This is a genomic window from Dorea sp. D27 (assembly GCF_001185345.1).
GTDB lineage: Bacteria > Bacillota > Clostridia > Lachnospirales > Lachnospiraceae > Extibacter.
Genome location: NZ_KQ236744.1, coordinates 134,896 through 151,820 on the forward strand (window position 1 = coordinate 134,896; position 16,925 = coordinate 151,820).

A 16,925-nucleotide genomic window follows, 5' to 3' on the forward strand; every position below is an offset into this window, starting at 1 on the left:
CGGATGGCGGTCCGGTTTTCCCGAATCGCCATCCGCTGCATGTTAAGGATTATTTCGACTGCATTTTCTTTATGACCTTTAATCTCGTAAACTCTTCCCGTTCCTTCTCTTCGAGGGCATTTGTTATCGTATATACGAGGTTGCTGTACATCGGGATAGTTATATTTTTTAAGGCATTTGCACGTTTCTGCGTCTTTTTGATATTTGTTGCCAGGCGGTAAGCCGCGTTTTCTACCATGGACAGCTTGATCGTCAGTTCCTTTACATCACGGAATGCCTCACGAACGATATCGATCGACTCATACGTGGTGCTGAAGGAATACGTCAGGTCGTTCTGCTTGGCGTCATATTTTACGTATGGAATCTCTGTCCCCATGATGCTTCGCGTCTGGATGCGTATGGAATCCTCTATGGGAACGGTAAAAGCAAGCTGCTGTACCATGCTGATTCCGTGCTCGATATTGGCCCGCTGCAGGCAGGCATATGCCCGCGTAAAGGTGGAGTCGATTTCTTCCTGTATATCCTTGGCTTCGTCAATCAAGCCCATGAGCTCTTTAAGAAGTATATTCCGTTTTTTGTCCATCAGGTCGTAGCCCTGGTGGGCAAGCGCCAGAGAGTTCTTCGCAAGCATCAGGTTGCCTTTGGTCGGAAATTCCCGCGGATCCATATAATTCCCCCTTTATTCTGCCTTTTGTGGGTAGTATTTATCAATAATCTTCGTGTCAATACGGTCAAGCTCTTCTTTTGGAAGCAGTGACAGAAGCTTCCAGCCAAGGTCAAGCGTCTCCATCATGGAACGGTTCTCTGCAGGTCCCTGCCCGATATAATGGTGCTCGAACTCTTCGCCGAACTTCAGATACTGCTTATCAATAGGAGAGAGCTCATCTTCGCCGATGACGGATGCCAGATTTCTGGCTTCACCGACTTTGGCATAAGCAGAAAACAGCTGATTGGCCAGATCCTGATGGTCTTCCCGCGTGTATCCGGCGCCGATACCGTCCTTCATTAGCCGGGACAGAGAAGGGAGTATGCTTATGGGCGGATAGATGGCCTGACCGTGCAGGCTCCGGTCGAGCACGACCTGGCCCTCGGTGATGTACCCGGTCAGGTCAGGAATCGGATGCGTGATGTCATCATTGGGCATCGTCAGGATTGGAAGCTGTGTTACGGATCCATTTGCCCCTTCTATAATGCCCGCCCGCTCGTAGAGGGTAGCCAGCTCGCTGTACAGATAGCCGGGGTATCCTTTTCGGGAAGGTATCTCACCCTTTGAAGATGAGACCTCACGCATTGCTTCTGCAAAAGAGGTCATGTCTGTCAGGATAACGAGAATATGCATATTCAGTTCAAAGGCAAGGTATTCCGCCACTGTGAGGGCCACCTTCGGTGTGATAAGCCGCTCGACGACAGGGTCGTTTGCCAGATTGAGGAACATACATACATGATCCGCAACGCCGCTCTCTTCAAATGTTTTCTGAAAAAAGTCTGCCACGTCGTGTTTGACGCCCATTGCGCCGAACACGACAGCAAACTGTTCGTCTGAATTATCTCCGAGCGAAGCCTGCTTTACAATCTGGGCGGCCAGCTGGTCGTGCGGAAGGCCGTTACCGGAAAATATCGGGAGCTTCTGCCCCCGAATCAGGGTGGTCAGCCCGTCTATCGCTGAGATTCCTGTCCGGATGTAGTTGCGGGGATATTCCCTGCGGACCGGATTTAAAGGGAGGCCGTTGACGTCCCTCATATCATCTGAAACGATGGGGCCAAGCCCGTCAATAGGCTGGCCGATACCGTTGAAGGTGCGTCCGAGCATATCTGGAGATACTGCAATCTCCATCGGATGACCGGTCAGCTTCGTATGGGTATTCTGCAGGGACATATTTTCCGTACCTTCAAACACCTGTATGACTGCCCTGTCCTCATAGAGTTCTACGATACGTCCCATTTTCCTCGTGCTGCTGTCGATGACGAACTCCACGATTTCATCAAAGAAGGCATCCTGCACACCTTCCAATACGACGAGAGGGCCATTGACGCTGCTCAGTCCAAGATATTCTATTCCCATTGTGAACCCCCTCCTTTATGCGTTCTTTTCCAGAACTCTGTTATAGAAATTATCGATGTCAATCTTATACATGTCGAGCATCTGTATGTTGTTGTTCGGGACATCATATTTGATGGCAATGACTTTTTCAAAGATGTTCTCCGCTTTCAGCACAGACATTGGCATGCCCATAGCTACGAGCTTCCGGCAAGTCTTATACAGATAGAGGATGACATCCATCATCTTGAACTGCTTTTCCATGGATACACAGGTATCATCCTTGTGAAACGCGTTTTGCTGCAGGAATCCGAGGCGGATGACCTTGGCAATTTCAAGTATAAGCTTCTGGTCGTCGGGCAGGACATCTCCACCGATGAGCTTTACGATTTCCATCAGGCTGCTCTCCTGGTTGAGAAGGGCCATCATCCGGTTGCGGTAATCTACAAATTTTGGTGACACGTGGTCCGAATACCATCCGCTCAGGTCATTCAGATACTCGCTGTAGCTTGTGAGCCAATGGATAGCTGGAAAATGCCGCGAATATGCCAGTGACTTGTCAAGCCCCCAGAAGCAGCGGACGAATCGCTTCGTGTTCTGGGTGACCGGTTCGGAGAAATCTCCGCCCTGGGGAGACACGGCGCCGATAATCGATACGGAGCCCATATTGCCGTTGAGCGTCTGCATCATGCCCGCCCGCTCATAAAAAGCGGATAGCCTGGAAGCCAGATAAGCCGGAAAGCCTTCCTCAGCGGGCATCTCTTCGAGACGTCCGGAAAGTTCTCTCAAAGCTTCCGCCCACCGGGAGGTGGAGTCTGCCATGATGGCGACGTCATAGCCCATGTCCCGGTAATATTCAGCGAGCGTAAGCCCTGTATAGATAGAAGCTTCACGTGCTGCCACCGGCATATTGGACGTGTTGGCGATAAGTGTCGTCCTGTCCATAAGCGGGTTCCCTGACTTGGGATCGACGAGCTCGCCAAACTCTTCCAGAACCTGAGTCATCTCATTGCCACGTTCCCCGCAGCCGATATATATGATGATGTCCGCATCAGACCATTTTGCAATCTGATGCTGCGTCATCGTCTTGCCGGTACCGAATCCGCCGGGTATGGCAGCAGTTCCCCCTTTCGCGATAGGGAACATCGTGTCGAGGATCCGCTGGCCTGTTATGAGAGGGACGCTGGCCGGATATCGGTGATGTACCGGCCGTGGGACACGGATGGGCCAATACTGTGTCATGGACAGATCTTTTGCTGTGCCATCGGCCAGTTCCAGTGTTACGAGCGTATCGCTGATCGTATAGGTACCGTCGGGGACGACAGATACGACCTTGCCGGAGATATCGGGGGGGACCATGCATTTATGCTTGATCGCGCGCGTCTCCGGGACCTCCGCTATAATGGTGCCGCCTTGCACGATGTCGCCTTCTGCTACGGTGATATGCGTATCCCATAATCTGTCGGTATCCAGCGCACTGACACTGACTCCGCGTGTTACAAAAGCGCCGCCGGTGTCCGCAATCCGTTCGAGCGGCCGTTCGATACCGTCGAATATATTGTCCAGGATACCCGGGGCGAGGGTGACTGACACGGCAGAACCTGTGGCTTCTACTATTTCTCCCGGTTTCAGCCCGGAAGTCTCTTCATACACCTGGATGGTAGTCAGGTCTTTGTCGAGGGCGATGACTTCGCCGACCAGCTTCTCTTCTCCGACGTGCACCATCTCCGACATCTTGAAGTCGGTCTTTCCTTTCAGATAGATGACGGGACCGTTGATGCCGTAGATTGTTCCAGTATTATTCAATTCCCGCACCTCCCTTGAATGAGAATTTGTGGTATTCGTTGTCGACAGCACCTTTAAAAGCGTGGTCAATCAGGATGTTGCGCCCCGGAATGACAGCCCGTATGCCGCCGATGAAGTCTTCCTTGCTCACGGTCAGAGTCATTCCTGTATGCTCCTGCAGATAAGCCATCTTATCCTCATCGGACGGGTTGAGATAAAGTGTCATCGTCTCCCCGTTAGCGAATTTGGCGGCATTTTCAATATATGCGATAAGAAGCCGTTTATAATCCTCCGTCTTCATATAGTCGTCAATCAGCCTGAGAACTTCGTCAAAAAGCTTGTTCTTAAGCTCCCCTTGTGTCCGGCTGAGCTCTCTTTTCAGTTCGAGCTGAGCTTTGGAAGCAGCCATGTTCAGCTGCTGCCTTGCATTGGTAGTCTCTGCCTTAAGCCGGGTTTCGGATTGGCGGACGGCCTCTGCGCGATGTTGCTCAAAGACGCTTTGAAGTGCCTCTTCATGCTGCTTTATGATTGCATTCCCCTGCGCCCTGGCTTCTTCCATGGCAGCAGACTGTAAATGTGATATTTTTTCTTCTAACGTCACGCGAGTCACCTTCTTTTTATAATTTCAAGCCAATAGCTTCATTTACGTAAGACGTGATAAAATCTTTTTTACGTCCGGTTCCGTGTCTGTCAGGAATCTCGATGAGCAGCGGCATCGTGCGCTCCAGCTTGATCTCATCAATCAGGTCCGGAAATTCTCTCCCGAACTTTTCGGTCAGGAGGATGATGCCTACCGTGCTGTCATTCATGGCATCCTCGATAGCTTCACGAAGTTCATTCCTCTCATGTACGACCACCCCGTCTACGCCGGCAAGCCGCATTCCTGTCAGAGTATCGATATTATCACTGATCAGATACATCTTCATATTACAATTTACCCAAGATCATGAAGGAGATGATAAGCCCGTACAGGCAGACACCTTCTGCAAGACCTACGAAGATAAGAGATTTGCCGAGCGCGCTGGAATCCTCGCTGATAGCACCGAGTGCGGCGCTTGCGGCGCTTGCTACGGCAATACCACCGCCGACACATGACAAACCGGTTGAAAGTGCAGCGGCAAGATAACCGAATCCAGTGGCATTAGAAGAAGCGGCAGCAGCGGTGTCGGCCGCGATAGCCGTATTGCCGCCGAACATCATGATAGCTGCGATGACAAACGTACCAAAATAGAAGAATGCATTGGTGCCGACTGCCCTTTTATAACGTTTTTTGTTCTTTTCTCCAATCAGGTAATAACCGAAAGGAATAATGATGCTGAGCACCAGTGCCGCGATTAATAATAACTTTACTGTTAATGACATGATTTTTCTCCTCCTTGGATATGGATTAATTTTTATCTTGTTTTTTATGATTGTTGAATGGTTTAAATTCACGTCCGCTGCCTTTATAGAAACGGCTGAACATCTCATAATATTCCAGACGAAGCACCTGGATGCCTACGATGAGCCCTTCCAGTCCACATACGACCAGATTGCCGATTACGACGACAAGCCAGTTCGGCGAACCTTCCTGTGCGCCTGAGAGCATCAGCACCACTTCCATGATTGCCGCGTGGCTCACCGCGAACGCACCGATTCGGACGAAGGAGAGCGTGTTGGAAAAATAGCTCAGAAGCGTCTCAAACAGTTCAAAGAACCCTTGTACGAGAAACATACCTTTGCTTGTCTGAAGCTTCTTGTGGTTGCGCTCGGCCAGGTTGGTGAGCGGTTCTTTAAATATAAATACGAGGATAGGTATTCCGAGGAATACAGCCATCAGTATATTGCCGGGAACTTGATGCCCCGTCATATAGAGTACGATTGTAAATACGATAAATCCGTAAAAAACAAGTCCTGCGATACCGTTGTTGGAAAACCAGATGTTTTCCGTATCCTTAGCCCGGATGGCATTGATGATGTGGAATATCATCGACAGGATATTCAGGCCCATACCAAAGGCGATTGCTACGATAAACACAGTGTTGAGCTGGCCGATAAACGGCAGGTTGGTCATGGCTTCCATCGGTCGCAGCCAGCGCGCCTGTATGATGTCTTCAAACCCGAATACGCTGCCAAACATAAACCCGAAAAAGGCTGAGAAAAGGCCAGCCACGGATATGATGCCTGCCAGATTGATGTTCTTCAGCTTGTAGAGGAGTCCTCCGATCACGAACAGGCACAGTCCTTGCCCGACATCTCCAAACATAGCGCCGAAGATGAAGGTGTAGGTGAGTGCCACGAAGACGGTAGGATCCATCTCGTTGGAGGAAGGGAGGCCATACATACGGATGAACATCTCAAATGGCTTGAAGAACCTGGGGTTCTTTAGCTTTGTAGGAGGATCGCCGAAGAATTTCTCCCGGTCTTCCTCTACGACGACAAACACTTTGTCGTCTCCTTCGGATTCTCTCAGAAAAGCTTCCACATCATCGACACCCATCCATCCACAGAGAATATAGTAATCCTCCTTATTGTCATCTACACGGGCCGCCATCTTGCGCACGTCAAAGTTGTTGGACAGCTCTTCCAGCCGTTTGCGCGCTCCGAGAAGCTGGCTTGCCTGATTGTTCAGAAGGTCCTGTATGCTTTTGTCAATATCCGCTATACGGTCATCCAGATCTGAGATATCCTCTTCCAGGCTGTCATATGCGACGGAAGGGGTTCCGATATATTCGTCTGATATAGTGATTCGTTCAAAATGCAGCGAGTTAAAAACAGAATCTACTTTGCTCGTTTCGGCGTTGGCTACAAAGTAGCAGCCGTATACGTAATTCTCATCTCTTGTACCCTCCAGGAAAATGGCATTCAGGTCTTCAAACAGATATTTTTCCAGCTTCCGGTAATAATCAATGCCGATTCTTCCAAAACGAAGCTGCATATACCTATAGTGGAGAACCTTGTGCAAGTCGAAATCCAGGGGTCTGAACGGTTCTAATACATGCAGCTTTTCCAGCAGTTCATCTTTATTTTTTTTCAGCAGTTCTTTTTTTTCCTGCAGCTCGAGATAGTCGTGATTGAGTTCGCGGATCAGTGTGATGATATCATCCGTAGAGAGCGACGTATCGGCAGGAATATTGGAGACAGAAAGCTTGGAAGTGAATTCTTCTGCCTTTGCAAGCGGTTCTTTATAAGGATTCATCTCCACGAACGGCAGAAGATTGTCGGTCGTCTTAAGCTCTGTGACCGCATTTTCCAGCTGCATCTCATACTTAGACAGATAGACGTCACATACGCGGTCGATGTCGGTACGCGGTCCGCTGATGCTCAAAAACTTCATCTTTACAATCATTGAATTACACCTCCCAGGTATCCTAACGTCTCTCTTGATGATAAGCCATAGCGGATGCATTCAAGGGCAGTCGTCAGTTTATATATCTCTTCTTCTTTCAGGAACAGATAAGTTGTGATAGTCGCAATCGAATACGGATTGCCGCGCCGGTCCGACAGGTACAGGTGCATCAGGCATTCTTTGTACATCTGTTCAATCGTCTTGCTGTCGTGGATGTTATATTTCCGCGCATAGTAAGTGTCTTCGAGCAAGTGCTCAAATTCCTCCAGGGTTGGAGCCTCGACCAGCGCTTTGAATTCGTCGATACGCAGGCGGTAGTGGTTCGGTATTGTAAGTGAATATATATCGGGCGGAAGCATATGGTAATACTTCTTGGCGCGGTATATCCACTGTATGTTGAGCAGATCCATATTAGTACCGCAGTCTCTTGTATAGATTTCCAGTTCTTTCTTGTTCGTCAATATCTGCTTTCTCTTTTTCCATACGGTGGAAAAGTAGTACAGTTCCAGTGCCAGGTCATAGTCGAACAGAGTGGCGGAATTAGAATCCCGCAGTCTCTGCAAGGGTGCGTAATATTCCGTCGACTGCAGATTATCTACCAGCTCTCCGATGGTTCTGGATGTGATGAGCTTCTCGATACGTATCTGTGAGTATTTATCAAAAAACTCTTTTTTATAGTCCAGGTCAAATGGCTTCTCATAATGATTAAATACAATCCGGAAACAGTAGTTAATCAAGTCTACTTCGTATTTCTTCAGATAGAGTTTCAGGAACTTCTTCTGTTCCAGTCCTGCAAAACGGAAGATTCTAGTGTAGTCATCATAGAGAGACTGGTAGAGTATCTTCTCTACATGCCTCCTGTGGTACAGGGACACATCCATCTGATTCATTAATTCTGCGTAGGCGGGCTTCTCTTTCAGATAAGAGATAATCTCGGGAACACTCCTGAGTGAAGCGATATTTTCAAAATCCTGCCTTGTAAGGAGCTTTGCCTGCATGGCCCGCACTTTTGTTACAATTCCGCTGTATGCCATAAGATTGCCCATGTTCTACACCTCAGTTATACGTTTTAGGATTTCCTGTGCATACGAAGTATGGTTTTCCTCATATTCTTTCTCTAATGCTTCAATCGTAGCCTTGTTCTTCTGCCGCTGCGCCTCCAGTATCCGGTCAACTTTATCGGTGGCCTCCGCGCGGATGCGCTCCAGCTTCTTCTGCGTGTCAGCTTCCAGGTCTTCATCAAACTTGTCACGCCGGGCCTGTATCTGCTGCTCAATGTTGAATTTCTGAGCCTCTGCATGGTCTACGATTGCTTCAGCAGTCGTCTCAATGTCTGATAATTTCTCCACAATAGAGTCCATACTACGCCTCCGTTTCTACTTACTGTCTGATAAGTATAATTTGTATTATATGTTAATAATACACTTATTTTTCTAAATTACCATAGTAAAAATAAACAAATTGAAAAATTAACACTAATTGACTTTTTTATAGGAAATAGATAGACTAAATAGAAGCAGAAAAGGAGGAGGCAGATATATGCGATTGAGAAATATACCGCGTGCGGAAAGCGTGCTGAAAGGATGCAGGGAAGTGATAGGTGAGCCTGCTCTCTACAGGGGAAGCTGGAATGACGTGTTTGGTAATGAGAACCCTATATACATTGAAATCGGGATGGGAAAAGGCAGGTTTCTGCTGGCGATGGCAGAGCGGCATCCGGAAAGGAATTATATCGGGATTGAACGGTACTCAAGTGTGCTCCTGCGGGCGGTTGAAAAATATATGGAGTCTGAGGAAGGGCCTGCCCATAATATCCGGTTCATCTGTATGGATGCCGCAGACATAACTGACGTATTTGCAGAGGGGGAAATCTCGGGTATATACTTGAACTTTTCAGATCCGTGGCCGAAGGCGAGGCATGCAAGAAGAAGGCTTACATCAAAGGAATATCTGTGCAGATATGATAAGATTGCGGCGGATGACGCGGTACTTGAATTTAAGACGGACAACCGGGAGCTGTTTGACTTTTCTTTAGAAGAAGTCAGGGAATCCGGCAGGTGGGAGCTGAGCGAATATACTCTAGACCTGCACAGCGATGAGCATAAGAACCGCGGAAATGTCATGACGGAATACGAAGAGAAGTTCTCTGCGGGAGGAAACACTATCTGCAAGTTGAAGGCCGCCAGGAAAGCATAGGGCGGTAGCTGCATATAATATAAAGAAGAATAATGGTCAGGATGTGAGCATGTGGGACGTGGAAAGAAAGGATTGAAACATAAACTATGTGAAATCACTTATCGCAAAAGGAACTTAAATGAGAAACTTGCCTGTATTAAAAAATCACTGGATGAGGTATGCAGAATATTGAATCCCAAGTGCTGACATAAAGATGGCTTGAGAAAGGTTGAAACTTATGCTACATTTAACAGCAAATAATTTTGATTCGGAAGTAAAGCACGAAAGTCTTCCGGTGGTCGTTATGTTTTATGCGGTCTGGTGCGGTAAATGCGCTATGATGAAGCCGATTGCGGAGGATGCGGAGAAGAAATATAGAAGAAAAATAAAGTTCTGTGAGGTTGAGATAGAAGAGTCGGAGCTTTTGGCGGTGGAGTATGACACGGAAATCGTGCCGACGTTCATATGTTTTAAGGACGGCAGGATAGTAGGGACAATGCGGGGAATCATTGATGAGGACGTATTCTACGATAGGATACAGAAAATATTCAGAAATAGTTAAGGGGCTGTTTCTTTGCAAATGTCCGGGAATATGATATATTATGTGGGAGCTTACTAATAATTGATGAAAAGGGGGTATGGTGGTTGCACCAGACTATGATGAAAAAGTTTAAAAAGGTAATACCGGTTATGATGGCAGCTGTGCTGGCTTTTGTGAGCGTACCGTTCACAGCGATGGCAGACAGTTCTAAGGTGGTGACGCTTGGAGCGAACCTTACAGAGGAACAGAAGAAATCCATGTACGATTACTTCGGCACATCTGCAGATAAAGTTGATACGATTGAGGTTACGAATGCAGATGAAAGAAAATATATGGAAGGAATCGCTTCAGAAGCGCAGATTGGAACGCGGACATACAGCTGTTCTTATGTAGAGCCGACCAGCAGCGGCGGAATCCAGGTGAAGGTGGCTAACCTTACATTTGTCACGAGCTCTATGATTGCAAGTACACTGCTGACCTCAGGCGTTGAAAACTGCAACGTGGTGGCGGGCTCTCCGATTGAAGTGTCCGGAACAGGCGCGCTTACGGGAATCATGATGGCATATGAGAAAGCCAGTGGTGAAGAGCTGAGTGAGGACCAGAAGGCTACAGCGACGGAAGAGCTGGTCACGACAGGAGAGCTTGCGGAGTCTATCGGCCAGCAGGAAGCGGCGGATCTGATGAACGAGGTGAAGCAGGAAGTCATAGAAGACGGGCTGAAGGATGAAGACGAGATTGAAGGTGCAGTGAATGACGCGGCGGACAGCCAGAACGTATCTCTGAATGAGGATCAGAAGGCTAAGATCGTATCACTTATGAAGAGCATATCGCAGTATGATTATGATGTGAAAGCTCTGAAGAATACGCTTGAGAATCTGGAAGGCAAAAGCGAAGGTTTCTTCTCCAACCTGTGGAATTCTATCAAGTCTTTCTTCACAGGCGGGGACAGTGACGGCGGCATTATAAATAATACGAATGACAGTATTCTGGGCGACAATGCTGTTATCGACAGTACGATTGACGCTCTGAAGTCGAAAGACTCCGGTGACGGTGAAAGCTTCTGGGATAAGATTGTCAATTTCTTTAAGAACCTCTTCGGTGGAGATGATGAGGACGCGTCAGACAATTCCGACAAGGGCGGCACTTCCGACGACGCGGATGCGCCGGATTCTTCTGACAGTTCACCGGATGCCGGCGATGAGGCGCCCGAAGACGGGACGGATTCTCCACAGGATGATGGTACCGGCAGCGGTTCAGATACACAGGAGAACCAGGACGGCCAGGGCACCCAGGGAAACGAAGGGCAGCAGGACGGAACATCAGAATAGAATAAACGTGTTAATTGGGGACGTAACCAAATTGAAAATGGTTACGTCCCCAATTGCATTTTGCCCTGTACCAAATTGAACATTGCCCTGTACCCGAATGAGTATTCTTATTAGATGTTATTATAGTCTTCGTGATTTTTCGCTGCCGGCATTGATGCATTCTATAACGGCAGCTCTCATGCCGCCTTTTTCCAAAGCTTCACATCCTTCAATCGTAGTGCCTCCGGGTGAGGTCACCATGTCTTTTAACTGGCCGGGATGAATATCCATGTCCAAAATCATTTTTGCTGTGCCGAGACACGTCTGGGCCGCCAGCCGATAGGCTGTTGCTCTTGGAAGTCCTTGCTTGACACCACCGTCGGCCATAGCTTCGATGAACATGGCGATATAGGCCGGTCCGCCGCCGCTCAAGCCGCACACAGCATCAATCAGATGCTCGGGCACAAGCTCTACGACTCCGATAGAGTTATAGATTTGCTGTGCTTCCAGAAGTTCCTCCTCTAAGAAGTCATTGTCTGAGCATAGGGCAAAAGCCCCTTCAAAGACCATGGCAGGAGTGTTTGGCATTATGCGAAGAATGCGTGTGGTGCCGCATATCATTGCGCTCAGACGCTCCACTGTCACACCCGCAACGATAGACATCATGGCCTTGCCATCCAGTGCATCTTTACACTGTGCAAGCGCCTCAGAGGCGTTCTGAGGCTTCACTGCAAGAAGGACAATATCGCTGTTTTTACATACTTCCTCATCATTTTTTACAAGATTTACTCCCCAGCTGCGGGCTTTTTTCATCATCTCGGGATTGAGATCGTATACATAGGCATTCTCCTTTGGAAGAACACCGCTTTTAAGGGCGCCATAGAGAATAGCACCGCCCATGTTGCCACAGCCGATAATACCGATTTTCTTAGTAATCATGTTTATCTCCTTTCGTTGGGGACGTAAGAAAATTAAAGATGGTTACGTCCCAAATTGAGATTTACCCTGTACCCAAATGAAACTTCCAGGCGTTTTGTAAATTTTCTGGTTTCTGAAGTAATTGTTTTGTGCCTTCGGCCATACATCGGGCGGCGTAGAGCATTCCTTTTCGGCCGATACTCATACCTGCCTGCCTGGCGGCAGCCCAGTGGTGGAGGGGGGTGCCCCTGCACATGGCAGCAGCGCTCAATGTGATGGTCGGGACCGTGTGGCTGACTTCGGAGACATCGGTGCCGATGGAGATGGGTACCGGTTCTTGTTCAAGTGGCTCCAGTCCCCGGAAATATATGCCGTCGTTATGAAGGCCGGCTTCATCACTAATCTGAGCCGCGAAGCGGATTTCATCCTCGGTGTATTCGGGAACCGGAACGCGGGTCATCGCATCATAATATATCTCTGCCAGCACGCGGTTGACTTTCATCTCTTTGCAGCTTCCAACGAGCTCGATTTCTAACTCGGTTCCGGTCATCAAGGCGGCACCCCTGGCGCAGTCGTCCACGCGCCTGCTCGCGTCTTCGGTACGGGAACGCCTGCTTGAACGGATGAAGTAATTTGTCTTTGCATAGTCGGGAACGACGTTGGCCGGAAGGCCGTTATCTTTGTAGGCATAGTGCATACGCACATCCTGAGGCACATGTTCCCGCAGGTAATTGACACCTACGTTCATGAGCTCAGCGGCGTCAAGTGCACTTCTTCCTTCCTCCGGTGAGCGGGATGCATGGGCGCTGATACCGCGGAAGATATAATTCTTGATATCCTGCGACTGCCAGATATCATTGCTTACCCTGTTGCGGTCAAATGGATGCCACGTGACAGCAGTGTCCAGTCCATCGAACACGCCCTGGCTGTTCATGATTATCTTGCCGGACATGATTTCTTCTGCCGGGCAGCCGAACACATGGAGGGTACCACCCATTCCGGATGCCTCCATATGTGCCTTCAGCGCACAGGCAGCAGCAGCTACAGCCGTGCCAAGCAGATGATGCCCGCATGCATGCCCTATCTCAGCCAAGGCGTCATATTCTGCAAGAAAACCTATGGCCGGCTTTCCCTTACCCCAGGACGCAGTAAAAGCAGTATCAATTCCTGCTGTCCTCCAGGCAATCTGGAATCCACCTGCTTCCAGAAAATCTGCCAGACACCGGGAAGACAGCGTCTCTTCATATGCAGTTTCCGGATGCTGGAATATATAATCCGCCGTCGCTGTTATGGATGCCTCATGGTCAGAGAGCCATTCCGCTATAATGTTGTCAGAACTGTTCATCGTCCACTCCTTCTAATACGTCGAGGTATTCCTGCCCAAACGTATGTACATAGTCATCCAGGGCAAGCTCAACAGCTTTCTCTCCCTGAGCACCAAGCGTTTCTTTCAGCATATTGCCGACCGTGTGAAGCAGATGGGCAGTGTGGAAATTGAAGTCTTTCATACAAGACGTGCCAAGTTCCTTCTTCTTATCCACAAGCTGACTGGCTTCATCTGCTGTCAGAGGGTGTCCCCAGTCAAATTCACAACGCTCGCCGCCCCAGCTAAGAGCAGTTGCAGTCGGTGTACAGACAAAGTCCTGGCGGAACCCCTGGTAAACTGCATTATCTACATTGACACAGTAGTATTTCCCATAGTCGAGAAGCCCGTGCTTTTTCCAGGCATCGCACCAGGCACAGCGGGAAATGTAAGTCTTAAGCGTAGGTTCGGTACGCAGCTGCCCGAATTCCATCTGTCCGTCGAAGTCAGGCTTCCATTCTCCATAAGCCTGGCTCGCCATCGTCGTCAAGTCGTCACCGTGGGCCAGCGCTCTGGCAGCCATCCTTGCCCCGCGCTCGCGGCCGTAGGTAGTCATCCCGTTAAGCACAGCTTCTTTCCCATCTTCTTTGCACAGCTCTATCGCGTGTTTTGCAAGATATGCAAAAAGCACCGCGTGATGTTCTATTTTGCATTTTACAGACTCTTTTGCCATAATCCTATACCCCTTCCTTGTAACGCATTAAAGTAAAATCATCAATAATATTATACAACCAAGAAAAGTATATGGAAACTATATTTTATGATTATTTATACCGGAGAAAAGAACAGCGGCAGATTAGGCGGTTGGCATGTGAAGAAAAAGAAACATACAACAGCAAAAATCCAGCCCACAAATATGAGAGAACTGGCATTCTTGCAGACAGGGCACCGATAGAACACAGGTGCTGCACGGAAAGTAAGCAGGACACTGAGGAAGAATATAAGTATATCGAGAACTACAAAACTCCGCCCGATAATACCCGTGTATGTGTAAAAAACTACTATTATAGAAGACATTCCAAACAGGACAGCGAGCAAACGCGAACAGAAATATCGGGAGAGGGACGTCCTGCGTTCGTGGCAGTAGATAAAGGCAGCCACGAAAAGATACGGGAAAAACAACAGTTTCAGATGTTCCCATACAGATTCATTGACAGGACAAAAAAGAGCAGTGGCTGCGCTTTCACCTGTCCACTCATACAGGAAATGGTTCAGGCATCCAAGTACGGCCACAGCGATGATGTATGGAAGATCTGCTTTGTTATATAATTTTTTCATGATAACTTGTCCTCCTTATATTAATATATGAAGGGAAAGAGAAAATATGAAAAGTATTTGACAAACAAATAGCGCAGTGATAATATATACATACCAAACGAATGTATGAATGTTTGCAGATGAGGAAAGTAAAATGGCAAGAAACAAATATCCTGAAATGACTGTCCAGCGTATATTGGATGCGTCTATGAAATTATTTTTGGAAAAAGGTTATGAAAATACAACAATCCAGGACATCGTAGATGAGCTCGGCGACTTGAGCAAAGGAGCAATCTATCATCATTTTAAATCAAAGGAAGATATCATCCAGGCTGTCGGGAACAAGGTGCATGAAGGCGTAGACTTCCGCACGATGTTTGACAGTGCCGATAACATGACTGGCCGCGAGAAGATTAAGCAGATTATACTTTACAGCGTTAAGAATGGGGATCAGAGGAAGCTCATGAAGTCAGCGCCTACTATCATGCAGAATCCCAAGTTCCTGGCTATGGAAGTACGGGAATCTGTAACTGAGTTCGCACCTATCATAGCTTCATATATTGAAGAAGGAAATAAGGACGGTTCACTGAAAGTGGAATATCCGACCGAAACAGCGGAGGTTCTGATGCTGCTGGCGAATATCTGGATCAACCCGCTTGTATTTGAGGCAGATATAGAAAGATTTGAACGTAAGCTCGGTTGTATAGAGCAGGTCCTGAACGGTACCGGACTTACGATTGTGGATGATGATGTAAGGGAAGCGATTCTGGATATGCGAAAAGTGCTGGACTGATAAAAAGCGGTCTGATATCTTCAGGCCGCATATATTTTAGCCATTTACATACCAAACGAATGTATGAAAAGGAGAATGAAACATGAAATTGATGAACAGAAATTTTGTACTTGTGGTGATTGGACAGATCATATCATTATTTGGAAACAGTATATTGCGATTTGCACTGCCCCTGTACCTGCTCGACGCGACGGGGTCTTCCGCTGTGTTTGGCGCGGCTATGGCGTGCTCTTTCATTCCGATGGCCCTGCTCTCGCCGGTAGGCGGACTGCTGGCAGACAGGATTAACAAGAAAAATATCATGGTGGCCCTGGATTTTGCAACCGCGCTGCTGACAGTTCTGTTTCTGCTTGGTGTCCACGTGTACTCACCGGTCGTGCTCGTCACTGCCGTCATGATAATATTATCCGGTATACAGGCAGTGTATCAGCCGTCTGTACAGGCAAGTATGCCGCTTCTGCAAGAGAAGGAAAACCTAATGACAGCCAACGCAATCATCAATCAGATCAATGCGCTGTCCGGGCTGCTCGGCCCGGTGGCCGGCGGAATCGTCTACGGCGTGTGGGGCCTCACTCCTGTCGTGGCCGCGGGCTGCGTCTGCTTCTTCCTATCTGCCGTCATGGAAATATTTATCCAGATACCGGACGTGAAACAAAAAGCGGAAAACAGCATGTGGGCAACCGTAAAGCTGGATATGAGCAGCAGCGTCAGTTATATCCAGGAGGAACAGCCCGTCATCAAAAAAGTAGTTATCCTAATCGCATTTTTCAACCTGTTTCTGACATCACTCATCATCGTCGGTGTACCTGTCATCATAAAGATTTATCTTGGCCTTTCCAGCCAGCTCTATGGTTATGCCCAGGGGTTCGGCGCAGCGGGAGGGCTTATCGGAGGCGTGCTGACAGGCATACTGGCGGGTAAGCTAAAGATACAGAAAGCATGGAAGCTTCTGCTTTGGACGTCATTCGCGTTGTTTCCGATGGGAGCCATACTTGCGTTTCCGGTACCGGCAATGGCATCCTATATTGTCATGACGCTCAGCTATGGCGTCATAATGATGATAGCAACGATGTTCTCTGTCCAGATGCTGGCCTATGTACAGGAGGTCACTCCGGTACATCTCGTCGGAAAAGTCATCTCCATGGCGATGGCAGTGTCCATGTGCGCACAGCCGGTTGGGCAGGCTATGTATGGGGTGCTGTTCGATAAGCTTGGGCAGATGCCTTATATAGTCATCGGTGCAGCCCTGCTTGTGACAGCCGGAACTGTCATAGCGGCGAGACGCGTGTTCTCCGGAATAAGAATATCTATCAATTGTTAATGTCTTTGATGTGATAAATGCAAAAGCCGTTGTCCAATCACTGGATAACGGCTTTTGCATTTATCTATTTGAGTGATTTACCAGGAGCTTAGATAAGTA

18 protein-coding genes are annotated in these 16,925 nt (G+C 48.2%); 5 read left to right on the plus strand and 13 right to left on the minus strand.

What is annotated here, in order from left to right; all coding sequences use genetic code 11:
• Nucleotides 1-49 precede the first annotated feature (49 nt).
• Genes HMPREF0980_RS07115 through HMPREF0980_RS07155 form a run of 9 tightly spaced genes read right to left on the minus strand, consistent with a single transcriptional unit; the run spans nucleotide 50 to nucleotide 8,512 of the window.
• A complete protein-coding gene (locus HMPREF0980_RS07115; protein ID WP_049728468.1) occupies nucleotides 50-667 on the minus strand; it encodes a V-type ATP synthase subunit D in 618 nt (205 codons plus the stop codon).
• Nucleotides 668-679: 12 nt separating this feature from the next.
• Complete coding sequence (locus HMPREF0980_RS07120) at nucleotides 680-2,062, minus strand: V-type ATP synthase subunit B (RefSeq protein ID WP_049728469.1); 1,383 nt, start codon at nucleotides 2,060-2,062, stop codon at nucleotides 680-682.
• 15 nt (nucleotides 2,063-2,077) lie between these two features.
• Nucleotides 2,078-3,844, minus strand: a complete 1,767-nt coding sequence (locus tag HMPREF0980_RS07125) for a V-type ATP synthase subunit A (protein WP_049728470.1) — start codon at nucleotides 3,842-3,844, stop codon at nucleotides 2,078-2,080.
• Nucleotides 3,837-4,424, minus strand: a complete 588-nt coding sequence (locus tag HMPREF0980_RS07130) for a V-type ATP synthase subunit E (RefSeq protein ID WP_049728471.1) — start codon at nucleotides 4,422-4,424, stop codon at nucleotides 3,837-3,839. The genes HMPREF0980_RS07125 and HMPREF0980_RS07130 overlap by 8 nt, the downstream gene beginning before the upstream one ends.
• Nucleotides 4,425-4,440: 16 nt before the next feature.
• Nucleotides 4,441-4,749 (minus strand): V-type ATP synthase subunit F, encoded by a 309-nt coding sequence (locus tag HMPREF0980_RS07135; protein WP_049728472.1) that lies wholly within the window; start codon nucleotides 4,747-4,749, stop codon nucleotides 4,441-4,443.
• A gap of 1 nt (nucleotide 4,750) precedes the next feature.
• Entirely contained in the window at nucleotides 4,751-5,185 is a 435-nt protein-coding gene (locus HMPREF0980_RS07140; protein WP_049728473.1) for an ATP synthase subunit C, read from the minus strand.
• 25 nt (nucleotides 5,186-5,210) lie between these two features.
• Complete coding sequence (locus HMPREF0980_RS07145) at nucleotides 5,211-7,151, minus strand: V-type ATP synthase subunit I (protein WP_049728474.1); 1,941 nt, start codon at nucleotides 7,149-7,151, stop codon at nucleotides 5,211-5,213.
• A complete protein-coding gene (locus tag HMPREF0980_RS07150) occupies nucleotides 7,148-8,197 on the minus strand; it encodes a V0D/AC39 family V-type ATPase subunit (protein WP_049728475.1) in 1,050 nt (349 codons plus the stop codon). Before HMPREF0980_RS07150 ends, HMPREF0980_RS07145 begins: the two co-directional genes overlap by 4 nt.
• Before the next feature lie 3 nt (nucleotides 8,198-8,200).
• Nucleotides 8,201-8,512: a hypothetical protein gene (locus tag HMPREF0980_RS07155; protein ID WP_049728476.1), complete on the minus strand. Its 312-nt coding sequence runs from the start codon at nucleotides 8,510-8,512 to the stop codon at nucleotides 8,201-8,203.
• Between the two features lie 178 nt (nucleotides 8,513-8,690).
• Here HMPREF0980_RS07155 and trmB point away from each other — a divergent pair, with 178 nt between their 5' ends.
• The 3 genes from trmB (at nucleotide 8,691) to HMPREF0980_RS07170 (ending at nucleotide 11,195) form a co-directional block, all read left to right on the plus strand.
• Nucleotides 8,691-9,347 (plus strand): tRNA (guanosine(46)-N7)-methyltransferase TrmB, encoded by a 657-nt coding sequence (gene trmB / locus HMPREF0980_RS07160; protein ID WP_049728477.1) that lies wholly within the window; start codon nucleotides 8,691-8,693, stop codon nucleotides 9,345-9,347.
• A gap of 217 nt (nucleotides 9,348-9,564) precedes the next feature.
• Nucleotides 9,565-9,888, plus strand: a complete 324-nt coding sequence (locus HMPREF0980_RS07165; RefSeq protein ID WP_049728478.1) for a thioredoxin family protein — start codon at nucleotides 9,565-9,567, stop codon at nucleotides 9,886-9,888.
• Nucleotides 9,889-9,971: 83 nt separating this feature from the next.
• Nucleotides 9,972-11,195, plus strand: coding sequence for a DUF1002 domain-containing protein (locus HMPREF0980_RS07170; protein WP_242847358.1), 1,224 nt, complete (start codon nucleotides 9,972-9,974; stop codon nucleotides 11,193-11,195).
• A 120-nt stretch (nucleotides 11,196-11,315) separates the two neighbouring features.
• Here HMPREF0980_RS07170 and proC read toward each other — a convergent pair whose 3' ends face one another.
• The 4 genes from proC to HMPREF0980_RS19910 all read right to left on the minus strand — a co-directional run bounded on the left by proC (nucleotide 11,316) and on the right by HMPREF0980_RS19910 (nucleotide 14,733).
• Complete coding sequence (gene proC, locus HMPREF0980_RS07175) at nucleotides 11,316-12,113, minus strand: pyrroline-5-carboxylate reductase (RefSeq protein ID WP_049728479.1); 798 nt, start codon at nucleotides 12,111-12,113, stop codon at nucleotides 11,316-11,318.
• Between the two features lie 61 nt (nucleotides 12,114-12,174).
• The gene (locus HMPREF0980_RS07180) at nucleotides 12,175-13,437 is read right to left on the minus strand and encodes an amidohydrolase (RefSeq protein ID WP_049728480.1); all 1,263 of its coding nucleotides are present in this window, start codon (nucleotides 13,435-13,437) and stop codon (nucleotides 12,175-12,177) included.
• The gene (locus tag HMPREF0980_RS07185; RefSeq protein WP_049728481.1) at nucleotides 13,424-14,128 is read right to left on the minus strand and encodes an L-2-amino-thiazoline-4-carboxylic acid hydrolase; all 705 of its coding nucleotides are present in this window, start codon (nucleotides 14,126-14,128) and stop codon (nucleotides 13,424-13,426) included. The genes HMPREF0980_RS07180 and HMPREF0980_RS07185 overlap by 14 nt, the downstream gene beginning before the upstream one ends.
• Nucleotides 14,129-14,223: 95 nt before the next feature.
• Nucleotides 14,224-14,733, minus strand: coding sequence for a DUF6512 family protein (locus tag HMPREF0980_RS19910; protein ID WP_084002690.1), 510 nt, complete (start codon nucleotides 14,731-14,733; stop codon nucleotides 14,224-14,226).
• A 133-nt stretch (nucleotides 14,734-14,866) separates the two neighbouring features.
• Here HMPREF0980_RS19910 and HMPREF0980_RS07195 point away from each other — a divergent pair, with 133 nt between their 5' ends.
• Together HMPREF0980_RS07195 and HMPREF0980_RS07200 are read left to right on the plus strand one after the other, a co-directional pair.
• Nucleotides 14,867-15,505, plus strand: coding sequence for a TetR/AcrR family transcriptional regulator (locus HMPREF0980_RS07195; RefSeq protein WP_049728483.1), 639 nt, complete (start codon nucleotides 14,867-14,869; stop codon nucleotides 15,503-15,505).
• A gap of 82 nt (nucleotides 15,506-15,587) precedes the next feature.
• On the plus strand, nucleotides 15,588-16,826 hold the full coding sequence (locus HMPREF0980_RS07200) for an MFS transporter (RefSeq protein ID WP_049728484.1): 1,239 nt from the start codon (nucleotides 15,588-15,590) through the stop codon (nucleotides 16,824-16,826).
• Nucleotides 16,827-16,925 lie beyond the last annotated feature (99 nt).